Raw genomic sequence first — 11136 nt, 5'->3', positions numbered from 1 at the left:
ACATGCATTTCGCTTTCGGAATGGTAAGCGTTCTCATTGACCTCGTCGTCGTCGTTCGCGCGATCCTGCTCAAGGATCGGGAGCCTGTCGCAAGAGCTGCGTGGGTCTTGCTGATCATCGTTCTGCCCGGAATCGGCGCCGTAATGTACCTGTTTTTCGGCGAGCCCTGGGTGTCCCGGCGCTTTCGGCGTCAATCCGATGGCATCTACAAGGATCTGCTGAAGTGTGCCTCCAGCGTCGCCCGGTCAGATTGTGTCGACGCGCTCGATGGACCTTTCCGCAACGCATTTAAGACCTGCGAGGGCATCAGCCAATGGCAGACAGCGCCGGGAAACGTTGCCCGTGTCGCACAAGACAGCGACACCGCGATCACGATGATCGTCGATGATATCAATCAAGCGCAGCGTACAGTTCATCTTTCTTTCTATATCTGGCTCACAGACAATAACGGCTTGAGGGTTGTCGACGCGGTCTGTGCGGCGGCGCGCCGGGGGGTGCACTGCCGGGTCGTTACCGATGCTATCGGATCGCGCAATTTCATCCGCTCGAAGCACTGGGCCGCGATGAGGGACGCCGGCGCAAGTCTGTGTGCATCCCTGAAAGTGCCGTTTGGCCTGGCGTTTCTTACGGGTCATCGGGTCGACTTGCGCAATCATCGCAAGATCGTCGTGATCGACGGGCAGATCACTTACTGCGGCAGCCAGAACTGTGCCGACCCCGCCTTCCTGGTCAAAAAGAAATACGCCCCGTGGGTAGATATCATGATCCGCTATCAAGGGCCGATCGTCTGGCAGGCCGAGGTGATCTTCGCATCGGACTGGAGTGTGGAGACGGGCGAAGACCTGCGCGATTTGATCAGGCAGACCGATCCGAAGCCGATTGGCGGCGGTTTCGATGCGATCACGACGGGAACCGGCCCGCTGTCGTCGAAGGGTGCGATGTCCGAAATCTTTGTTTCCGCGATTTCCGCTGCCCGACACAGCATCGTTATATCAACGCCGTATTTCGCGCCTGATACGACTCTTCTGACTGCGCTCGTCGGCGCCGGACGGCGAGGGGTCGCGGTTCGCATGATCTTTCCTCACCGCAATGACAGCCGAGCCGTGGGCTCGATCAGCCGGGCCTACTATCCGGAATTGGCCGAAGCCGGCGTACAGATCTTCGAATATCAGGGCGGCTTGCTCCATGCCAAAACGCTCGTCGCGGACGATGAGGTCGGCCTGGTGGGCTCGGCGAACATGGATCGACGCAGTCTCGACCTCAATTTTGAGAACAACGTGCTGTTCAGTTCTGCGGACCTCTGCCGCGATGTCAGCGCTCACCAGCAACGCTGGCTTGAGTCATCGATCGAAATCAAACGCGAACCGATCACGCGTCGATCGGTCATCCGGGAGTTTGGCGACAACCTTCTAACCATGGTCGCACCGCTTTTCTAACGCGCAGAGATTGGTTCAGAACCTTACCGAGAATTTATGCAGCGCGCGCAGCCGAATGTGAGGCTATTCGCACCGAACATGATCCGGTGCCGAACGGTCACGCAAACCAAGCATGGCTTCGCGACCGATTCCTCGTTGCAGAATTCGAGCAACATGCTCGCGATGGCCGACTGGCAGCAGCTCAAGACGCGGTCATCCTTGCCGAATCCCAGCACTCCTTAGTGTATACGAAAGATTGGCGGCCTGCGGTCCGGAAGGTTTGCCGCAAGGCCTCCGTCGTTATGGCAGGTGCACCAAGCGAGCGTCGGTCTCGCAGAACATATGCGTGTTTTTGGTTCAAGCTCGGGTCGCGTCCGCGATTATTGTCACTCCCATTTGCAGCTCCCGAGGGGTGACACAAGGATCTGCTGGTTGCCCAGATTCTTGCGTTCAACGCGCGACATGGACTACCCGAAATCTCACTATGGTTTAAGCAAAACCGCTCCAGCGGACTGACCCCCTTCGATCGCGGCATGCGCAGCCGCTGCGTCGGCAAGCGAAAAGCTCTTCCACGCCGATGGCTTGATGATGCCGGTTGCAACCGCGCTCAGGACTGCTTGCGCACGCTCGTGATACTCTTCCAAATCGCTTGCATGGGCGCCGAGCCCGGGGCGGGTCAAAAACAAGGACCCCTTGGCGTTAAGCGTGCCGACGGCAACGGGATCGGGCGCGCCGCCAGACGCCCCAAATGAAACGAGTGTGCCGCGCGTGCGCAACGAATCGAGGGATGCGGTGAAAGTTGGCTTGCCGATCCCGTCATATACGACATGGGCCTTCTTCCCGTCGGTTAGTCTGGCGACTTCCGCCGGAAGAGAATTGGCATCAAACACGAGCACCTCGTCGCAACCGGCAGCCTTTGCGCGTGCGACGCTTGCCTCCCTGGAGACGACGCCAATAACGAAAGCCCCTAGCGCCTTGGCCCACGGGGCCATGATCTGGCCGAGCGCACCCGCCACGCCATAGAGAAGAACGACTGTGCCAGGGCCAACGGGATAGGTGCTGTGCAAGAGGTAATGCGCGGTTATACCCTTGAAAAGGATCGTTGCCGCGTCGTCACTGGAGATGTCGTCGGGCAATTTGACTAGACGATCCGCAGGGTAGAGGCGGCCGCTGGCGTAGCTTCCCAACGGTCCCAAAATATAGGCAACGCGATCGCCTGGCGCGACGTTCGTCACATCGGCACCGATAACGGTAACCCGTCCGGCGCCCTCGAGACCAAGCCCGCTCGGTAGCGGGATCGGCACGGACCCATTGCGCTGCGTGATGTCGAGATAGTTCACGCCGATCGCATCCTGATCGAGCCACACTTCCCCTGGTCCGGGGTTTGCCTGTTCGATAGGCTCGAGCTTCAACACATCGGGACCACCCGTCTGCGTCAGTCTGATTGCTGCAACCATGATATGTCCTTTGGAATAGCTCGCGTGCTGCTGTGTCGCCGATGGGGCCGACGTTGCGCGGCACGGTTTTTCGTTGTGCACGAATCCCGTGCTGCAAAAATTGGCGACGCCCTATGCCAGCCGGCTACCGCCGGGCCGTCGATCAGGCGAGTTCGGCGGCGTGCTCCGACATGGTGAGCCGGTTGCGGACGCTTGGGCGTTGCTGCATTTGAACCCACCAGGCGCTGAGCGCATCGCAATCATCCGGGATCGCGACTTTAACCAGATCTGCGAAAATGAGGCCGCCGATCAGGGTGATGTCGGCCATCGAGAAATAGTCGCCCGTCACGAAGGGCTGTTGACGCAGGATACCGTCGAAATAGCGCATGCCCCGCAGTGCCTTGTCGCGTTGGCGCAAACCCCACTCGGCGTTCTGGTAAAGCTCAACATGAGGGCCGAGGCCTGCAGTCGCGTGATGGAAGTAAACGCTGATGGCGTCGAGCACTTCAAGTTCCGCGCGCTTGCTCATCATGTGGATGAGGCCCTTTTCACGCGCCGTGGTGCCCGTGAGGATCGGGGCGCCATCAAGGTTGTCGAGATACTCGGTGATGGCGGTGCACTCGGCGATAAGCGTGCCGTCCGCGAGTTCGAGGACTGGCAGCGTGCCGGAATAGTTCTTGGCGAGAAAGGCGGGGGATTTGTGCTCGCCGCCCCAGAGATCGACCGAGACGAACTCCACCTCCGAACGCAAATGCTTTTCTGCAATCGCGATCCGGACGCGCGCAGGGTACGGGCCATCGAACCAATCAAAAACTTTCATCATCGTATATCTGCCTATCTACCTGTCAGTTGGTAGACAGGCAGATACGGCCACTTTGGAATGCAGTCAACCTCTATCTGCCACATGGTAGGCAAATGGTTGTGAATTTTAAAGGTCGAGCAAACCCGACTTGCGGTAGGTGTCAATCATTTGATCGAAGAGCGCGATGTCGTTCCGACTTCGGGCCAGCAGTTGAGCCCCCGATACGGCGGCAAAGATGGCTCTTGCTTTTGACACAGCGTCGTCGCGTACCAAACCTTCTTGCGCGAACAAATCGCTCAGCCAGGCAATGTTGACGTCCGCGAAGGTCTGAACCTCGACTTTCACAATGTCGGGAAGATCGTCATATTCCGCCGCCATGAAGCTACAGAGACACATACGATTGCCGTTCTCCAACGACCGGCGGAACAGGTGCGAATAGCGCTCGAGGGCGCCAGCGGGCTTAATGCCAGCCTCCTCTAGGCTGGCCAGATCATCTACGATATCTTCCCAATACCGTCTCGCGACTGCCGCACCCAGATCGGCTTTGGCTGGAAAATGATAGTGAATGCTCGCCGCCTTGATGCCGACCTCTGTTGCGAGATCCCGGTAGTTCAATCCACCGTAACCATGGGCCTGTGCGGTCTGTCGCGCTGCGGCGAGAATTGCTTCTTTCGCGTTCGTACTCATCACCTTACCACTGTCTACATGCCTATCAACTGCCAGATAGGGATTGACAAGGATTGTGGCTAGTACTTTTATGGCTGTTTATTCGAAGGGCTGCTTTAGGGTGGTCGATCTGCTGCGGGCCCGCATGGCGCGGCATCTACCCCCGGCATGATCCTGAACCAGCGACAAGTTTGGGTGGCGCCAGCTGAGCGGCAGAACGTCTGCTCGCTTGGGACGGTTGCGATCACCGGCCGAAAGCGGGGCGAGCCGGGTCGGTACCAGGTTGGCGCTATAAGTCCGTACGTCAGCAATTGTACCGAGATCTGGCCGGATTTTGCCTGGCGGCTGGCGGCCGTCCGTATTGGCGCGTATTACACGCCGGCGGCCGTAGGCGCGGCGGGCATAGGCTCCTTCGGCCCGATCCGGTACCAGATTGCATAAAGCGCGGGCAGGAATACCAGCGTCAGCGCGGTACCGCCGATCGTGCCGCCGATCAGCGTGAATGCCAGCGATCCCCAGAATATCGAGAACGTCAGCGGGATGAACGCCAGCACCGCGGCCAGCGCGGTAAGGATGACCGGGCGCGATCGTTGCACCGTCGCTTCGATCACCGCGTCGCGCGGGGTCAGGCCATCGGCCTGGTTCTGATGAATTTGCCCGATCAGGATCAGCGTGTTGCGCATGATGATCCCGGCCAGCGCGATCATCGCCAGGATTGCGTTGAACCCGAACGGCTGGTGAAAGATCAGCAGCGTCGGGACGACGCCAACCAGTGCGAGCGGCGCGGTCAGCAACACCATGGCCATGCCTGACAGCGAGCGGAGCTGGAAAATGATCACGATCATCATCAGCACGATCATCAGCGGGAATATGCCGACCAGCGCGACATTGGCCTTGCCCGCTTCTTCCAGTGCGCCGGCGGCTTCGATGCGATAGCCGGGCGGCAGTGTATCGACGATCGGCTGGATCGCCTTGATCACCTGTTTCGATATGTCGGGCGGTTGCTTGTCCTCGGCAATATCGCCGCGCACGGTGATCGTCACCGTACGGTCGCGGCGGCGCAGGATCGGATCCTCCATGCGGATTTCCGCCCTGCCGATCTGGCCCAGCGGAACGCGCTGGCCCGCGCTGCCGGTCAGGGTGAAACCATCCAGTTTTGCAGGGTCCAGCCGGTCGGTTCCGGCGCTGCGCGCGATCACTTCGACCGAGCGGATGTCTTCGCGGATTTGGGTGACGGGCACGCCGGTCAGCAGGAATTGCAACTGTTGCGAGGCATCGTGCGAGGTCAGGCCGATCGCACGCAGACGGTCCTGATCGAGCACGAAATGCACGGTCGGTACGCGTTCGCCCCAATCGGTGTTGACCTGGCGCATCGACGGGTTGGCCTGCATCACGTCGCGCACTTTTTCGGCGACAGCGCGCACTTTGGTCTGGTCCGGGCCCATCACGCGGAATGCGACGGGGAACGGCGAATAGGGGCCAAACACCAGCTGCGTTGCGCGAATCCGGGCGCCGGGGACGAGGCCCTTTGCGGCAATGTCGCGCACGCGCAGTTTCAAAGCCTCACGGTCATGTTCGCTGGCGGTCAGCACGACAATCTTCGCAAACGAGGGATCGGGCAATTCGGGCGACATCGCGAGGTAGAAACGCGGTGCGCCTTGGCCGATATAGGCCGAAACGATCCTGCTTTCGGGCTGTTGTTTCAGCCAGGCCTCGACTTTGGCAGTCGCCGCATCGGTCGCCTCGATGCTGGTGCCTTCGGGCATCTGCACTTCGACCAGCACTTCGGGGCGGTCCGAGATCGGGAAGAACTGCTGTTTCACCAGGCCCATGCCTAGGATCGCGACCACGAACAGCGCGGCGACCGAAAACGCCACGGTCTTTTTGTGATCGACCACGCGGCCGAGCCCCGAGCGCAGCCATTCATAGCGCGGCGTGCCGTAGATCGCGCCATGCCCGCCCGCTACCGGTTGAATATCGGGCAGCAATTTGACGCCCAGGTAGGGCGTGAACACCACCGCCACGACCCATGACGTCAGCAGCGCAAAACCCACCACCCAGAAAATGTTGCCGGCATATTCGCCCGCGCTCGACTTGGCGAAACCGACCGGCATCAGCCCGATCGTCGTGACCAGCGTGCCCGCCAGCATCGGCGCGGCGGTATGGCCCCAGGCATACGTCGCCGCAGTGATCCGGTCGTAGCCTTCCTCCATCTTGACGACGATGGTTTCGATGATGATGATCGCATCGTCCACCAGCAGGCCCAGCGACAGGATCAGCGCGCCCAAAGTGATACGGTCGAAATCGCGCCCGGTCGCCAGCATGATGACAAACACCCCCGCCAAAGTCAGCGGCACCGCGAGCGCCACCACGACCCCGACGCGCCAGCCCAGGCTGATCAGGCTGACCGCGATGACCACGGCCAGCGCGACGAAGAATTTCAGCATGAATTCGCCGTAGGCTTCGTGGATGTTGACCGCCTGGTCGCTGACTTTGGTGAACGACAGGCCCAGCGGCATTTCGGAAGTGATCGCCCTGGCTTCCTTGTCCAGGTCGCGGCCCAGTTGCAGGCCGTTGTACCGCTCCTTCATCACCACGCCCAGTTCCAGCGCGGGTTCGCCCTGGTTACGGATCAGGTATGTGGCGGGGTCTTCATACCCGCGTTTGACATCGGCAATGTCGGACAGCTTGAGCGTGCGGCCATTGGCGACAATCGGCGTCTGGCCGATCTTGGCCAGGTCGTCGAGCGCGCCATCGAGACGCACTTGCACCTGCGGGCCCTTGGTATCGATGGACCCGGCCGGCGTCAGCAGGTTCTGATCGTTGAGCGCGGCAAACACATCGCGCGGCGACACGCCAAGGGTGGCCAGCCGGGCATAGGAGAAATCGACATAGATCCGCTCTGGCCGTTCGCCGATCAGGTTGACCTTCTTGACGCCAGGGACATGGAGCAGGCGCTGGCGCAAATCCTCGGCCTGGCGCACGAGCGTGCGATGCGGCTCGCCCTTAGCTTTCAGCGCATAAAGCGCGAACGTGACATCGCCATATTCGTCGTTGATCAGCGGGCCGACGACGCCTTGCGGTAGTTTCTGCGCCTCATCCCCCAGTTTCTTGCGTGCTTGATAGAACTCCTCGGCCACTTCGGCGGGCGGGGTCGGGTCTTTCAGCGTGACCGTGGTGAACGACAGCCCGGGGCGGGTGAACGTTTCGGTGCGGTCGTACCATTTCAGTTCCTGCATCCGCTTTTCCAGCGGTTCTGTGACCTGATCCTGCATTTCCTGCGCGGTCGCGCCGGGCCACGCGGTGACGAATGTCATCGATTTGATCGTGAACGTCGGATCTTCGGCGCGGCCCAGACTGAGAAAGGCATAGAGCCCCGCCAGCGTGATCGCGATGATCAGGAACAGCGTGACCGAGCGCTCGCGGACTGCAAGGGCCGACAAGTTGAACCCGCTCATCGTGCGGCAATCTGGTCGGCGGCGACATGGACCTGTTCGCCCTGGTGGAGCAGATGCGCGCCCAGCGCGACAAAGCGTTCGCCGGGGTTGAGGCCGCCGGAAATCCGCGCGGTTTCTTCGCCCAGGCCGGCGACCTGCACCGCACGCCAGGTCACTTTCGGCAGGAGACCGGTGCCGGTGACCACCCAAACGCCTGGCCCATGGCCATTGTCATACAGCGCGGCGATGGGCACTTCCATCGTTGTGCCGGTTTTGGCGTCGGGCAATTCGATCGTGACGGTCGCACCCAAAGGCGCGGCGGCGGCAGCGCCTTCCAGAACATACCGCGCCTCGAAGGTGCGGGTTTGCGGGTCGGCGGAATTCGAAAGTTGGCGCAGGCGGGCGGTGCCCGTCACGGCGGCGTTGAACACCGCCGCCGATGCGGTCGAACCGATCGCCGGGCGGATCGTTTCGGGCAGCGCAATCCGCGCCTCGCGCGGGCCCGATCGGGCTAGCCGCAATACGGTCTGGCCTGCGGCCACGACCTGGCCGGGCTCGGCCAGCGTTTCCACGACCACGCCATCGGCATCGGCGAGCAGCAGCGAATAGCTCGCCTCGTTGCGTGCGACATGGGCGGTCGCCTCGGCGGCACGCAATTGCGCCTTGGCGGCGTCGGCGGCGGCTTTGGCCTGGTCATAGGCAGAGGCGGAAACTGCGCCGGCGGAAACCAGATCGCGGAAACGCGCGGCGTCGGCGGCGGTCTGGATCGCTTTGGCGCGGGTGGCGGCAACATTGCCGGCTTGCGCGATCGTGGTCAGCGCCAGTTCTGTACGGTCGATCCGCATCAGCGGCTGGCCGCGATGGACCGCCTGGCCGGTATCGACCAGGCGTTCGATGATCTTGCCCGGGACGCGAAAGCCCAGGTCGCTCTGGACCCGGGCGGACACCGTGCCCGTGAACGCGCGTTCGGCTTGGCCGCCCGTTCCCAGCGTCGCGACGCGGACCAGCGGTGGCCCCGCCCGCGGGTCGGCGGTTGCCGTATTGCACCCGGCGAGCGCGAGCGAAGCGGTGGTGAGCAGGATCAGGCTGATCGTGGGCAGGCGTGACATGGCAGCATTCCGTTTTCAGGGATGCGCCTCAAGTCTATACTTGTGACCAACATGTCAATAGGTCACAAATCGACGGATGCATTTTTTATGGCGCCAGGCTGCGCAGGACGAGGCTGACCACTTCGGTGCGCCCGTCGGGTATGGCGTCCAGATTGTATTGCAGCATCACCGGATTCATGAAGGGCATGAATACCAGCATGATCGCGCGAACCGCTTCGTCGATCGGGGTCTTGCGCTCGAATTCACCACTTTCGCGCCCCTCCAGGATGATCTGCGCCACCATTTCGGCGATCTGCACCTGGTACGCTTCGGACGACGGCCATTGTTCGGCACAGGATACGGCGGCGATGTCGTACAGCTTGCGATCGTTGAAGAACAGTTCGGCGCTGAGTGTCGATATCTTGTTGAATAAACGCCGAAATTTGTCGGTCGCCGATTTGCCATCGGCAACCGATTCCTGCGCGCTGGCCAGGACCGATCCCAGGCATTGCGCACAGATCGCCTCGCCGATCGCCTGCTTCGAATCGAAGAACTTGTAGATGTAGGCTTTGGAAAATCCGATGGCCTTGGCCAGGTCGGCCACAGTTGTCTTGGCATAGCCATAGTGGCTGAAATGCTCGTCGGCGGCGTCGATGATCTGATCGCGGATGCCGTGATCGACCGGGCCGCGCAACCCGGTGGTGGCGGCAGTGTCCTTGAGAATGGTCATGACGCTGAGATAGCGCAGAGTTAGACGATTGACAACGAGTGACCGATAGGAATATTAGTCACAATCCGCTTTGACCCCGAGGCCCCCATGCGCGCTTTCCCATTTTCGCTCCTGCTTGTCACCGCACTCGGCGGTTGCGCGGTGGGGCCCGACTATCACCGGCCTGCATTGACCGCGCCTGCTGCGTTCATGGGGGCCAACGCAGTCGCCGCGCGGACTGCGCCCGACCTGGCCGCAACCGATGCGGTGTGGTGGGCGCGTTTCGACGATCCGCTGATGACATCGCTGATCGCCAAAGCGCTCGATCAGAACCTCGACGCGGCGCAAGCCGTGGCGCGGGTCACCCAGGCGCGCGGCGGCTTGCACGCAGCCGACGCGGCGTTGTTGCCATCGGGCTCTGTTTCCGGTTCGGCGGCGGCGGTGCGCCTGTCGCGCGATACGTTGCAAGGTCACGAGCTTGCCGCATTTGGCACCGGCCGCAACACGCAGGATTATGAGGTCGATCTGGGCGCGAGTTGGGAAATCGATCTGTTTGGCGGGTTGCGTCGCGATCGCGAGGCGGCCTTCGCGCAATACCAGGCCTCGCAGGCCGGTGTCGCCGCCGCGCGCCTGACGGTCGCGGCGCAAGTGGCCGATACCTATATCACGATACGTGGATTACAGGCACGGCTCGCCGTCGCCAACGAGCAAGTCGACACGCAGCAGCGGCTGGTCGATACGATCGGCCTCCAATATCGCAAGGGTCTCGCCGCCGAACTGCAATTGCGCCAGGCCGAGGGTGCGCTGGCACAAGTGCGCGCGAGCGTGCCGGTGCTGCAGGTGGCGCTCGATTCTGCGCTGAATGCCTTCGACGTGTTGCTGGGCGCGCAGCCCGGGACGTATCGCGCAGAACTGGCGACACCTGGCGCGATACCAGCGGCGCCCGCGATCACCAATATCGGCAGCCCTGCCGATCTGCTGCGACGCCGGCCCGACCTGTTGATCTCCGAACGCCAGCTGGCGGCGTCGAATGCGCAAATCGGATCGGCGATTTCGGAATTTTACCCCAAAATTTCGTTGAGCGGCTTGCTCGGCAGCGCTGCGACCGGTCCTTCGGCGCTGTTCGGCGGCGGCGCTAGCCAGGCGCAAGGTGTGGCGGGCCTGCGCTGGCGCCTGTTCGATTTCGGCCGTGTCGACGCCGAAATCAAGGTTGCACGTGGCCGCAATCAGGAGGCGCTGGCGTCCTATCGCCTGTCGGTGCTGCGCGCATCGCAGGACGTGGAGGATGCGTTTTCGGCGCTGGTAAACACAGAGACGCAAACGCAGGTTCTGGCCGGAGGCGAAACCTCGCTGGCGCGGGCACAACAGGCATCGATGGCGGCGTACAAGGGCGGACTGGTCAGCCTGATCGAAGTGCTGGATGCCGACAGCCGCCTGCTGGCGACGCGCGATGCTCTGGCCCAGGCCCGCGCAGAGAATGCGCGTGCGGCGGTGGCCTCGTTCCGGTCATTGGGCGGTGGCTGGGATGCCAGCCAACGCTTGGCAACCGGACGCTAGCTGCGATTACTGCCGGTTTGGGGCGG

Annotated in this window: 8 protein-coding genes; 2 read left to right on the top strand and 6 right to left on the bottom strand. The window is 62.0% G+C overall.

The genetic code is table 11. The features are described from left to right. Positions 1-2 precede the first annotated feature (2 nt). Positions 3-1436, top strand: a complete 1434-nt coding sequence (gene cls / locus ACOOE2_RS06335) for a cardiolipin synthase (protein ID WP_420382178.1) — start codon at positions 3-5, stop codon at positions 1434-1436. Between the two features lie 461 nt (positions 1437-1897). On the opposite strand, the gene ACOOE2_RS06330 is transcribed toward cls, so the two are convergent. The 6 genes from ACOOE2_RS06330 to ACOOE2_RS06305 form a co-directional block, all read right to left on the bottom strand. After that, complete coding sequence (locus ACOOE2_RS06330; RefSeq protein WP_420382177.1) at positions 1898-2872, bottom strand: quinone oxidoreductase family protein; 975 nt, start codon at positions 2870-2872, stop codon at positions 1898-1900. 142 nt (positions 2873-3014) lie between these two features. Continuing rightward, a complete protein-coding gene (locus ACOOE2_RS06325) occupies positions 3015-3674 on the bottom strand; it encodes a glutathione S-transferase (RefSeq protein WP_420382176.1) in 660 nt (219 codons plus the stop codon). A gap of 105 nt (positions 3675-3779) precedes the next feature. Continuing rightward, on the bottom strand, positions 3780-4340 hold the full coding sequence (locus ACOOE2_RS06320; RefSeq protein WP_420382175.1) for a TetR/AcrR family transcriptional regulator: 561 nt from the start codon (positions 4338-4340) through the stop codon (positions 3780-3782). 350 nt (positions 4341-4690) lie between these two features. Beyond that, complete coding sequence (locus tag ACOOE2_RS06315) at positions 4691-7777, bottom strand: efflux RND transporter permease subunit (protein WP_420382174.1); 3087 nt, start codon at positions 7775-7777, stop codon at positions 4691-4693. Then, positions 7774-8865, bottom strand: a complete 1092-nt coding sequence (locus tag ACOOE2_RS06310; RefSeq protein WP_420382173.1) for an efflux RND transporter periplasmic adaptor subunit — start codon at positions 8863-8865, stop codon at positions 7774-7776. The genes ACOOE2_RS06315 and ACOOE2_RS06310 overlap by 4 nt, the downstream gene beginning before the upstream one ends. An 85-nt stretch (positions 8866-8950) precedes the next feature. Continuing rightward, on the bottom strand, positions 8951-9574 hold the full coding sequence (locus ACOOE2_RS06305; RefSeq protein WP_420382172.1) for a TetR/AcrR family transcriptional regulator: 624 nt from the start codon (positions 9572-9574) through the stop codon (positions 8951-8953). An 87-nt stretch (positions 9575-9661) separates the two neighbouring features. Here ACOOE2_RS06305 and ACOOE2_RS06300 point away from each other — a divergent pair, with 87 nt between their 5' ends. After that, entirely contained in the window at positions 9662-11110 is a 1449-nt protein-coding gene (locus ACOOE2_RS06300; RefSeq protein WP_420382171.1) for an efflux transporter outer membrane subunit, read from the top strand. The last annotated feature ends 26 nt before the right edge of the window (positions 11111-11136 follow it).

Source organism: Novosphingobium sp., assembly GCF_965214355.1.
Taxonomy (GTDB): domain Bacteria; phylum Pseudomonadota; class Alphaproteobacteria; order Sphingomonadales; family Sphingomonadaceae; genus Novosphingobium.
This window is presented reverse-complemented; position numbering and strand designations above follow the sequence as displayed.

Bases quoted from the DNA above. Each gene is read 5' to 3' on its own strand.
- cls (WP_420382178.1), top strand. From the start codon at position 3: ATGCATTTCGCTTTCGGAATGGTAAGCGTTCTCATTGACCTCGTCGTC.
- ACOOE2_RS06330 (WP_420382177.1), bottom strand. From the start codon at position 2,872: ATGGTTGCAGCAATCAGACTGACGCAGACGGGTGGTCCCGATGTGTTG.
- ACOOE2_RS06325 (WP_420382176.1), bottom strand. From the start codon at position 3,674: ATGATGAAAGTTTTTGATTGGTTCGATGGCCCGTACCCTGCGCGCGTC.
- ACOOE2_RS06320 (WP_420382175.1), bottom strand. From the start codon at position 4,340: ATGAGTACGAACGCGAAAGAAGCAATTCTCGCCGCAGCGCGACAGACC.
- ACOOE2_RS06315 (WP_420382174.1), bottom strand. From the start codon at position 7,777: ATGAGCGGGTTCAACTTGTCGGCCCTTGCAGTCCGCGAGCGCTCGGTC.
- ACOOE2_RS06310 (WP_420382173.1), bottom strand. From the start codon at position 8,865: ATGTCACGCCTGCCCACGATCAGCCTGATCCTGCTCACCACCGCTTCG.
- ACOOE2_RS06305 (WP_420382172.1), bottom strand. From the start codon at position 9,574: ATGACCATTCTCAAGGACACTGCCGCCACCACCGGGTTGCGCGGCCCG.
- ACOOE2_RS06300 (WP_420382171.1), top strand. From the start codon at position 9,662: ATGCGCGCTTTCCCATTTTCGCTCCTGCTTGTCACCGCACTCGGCGGT.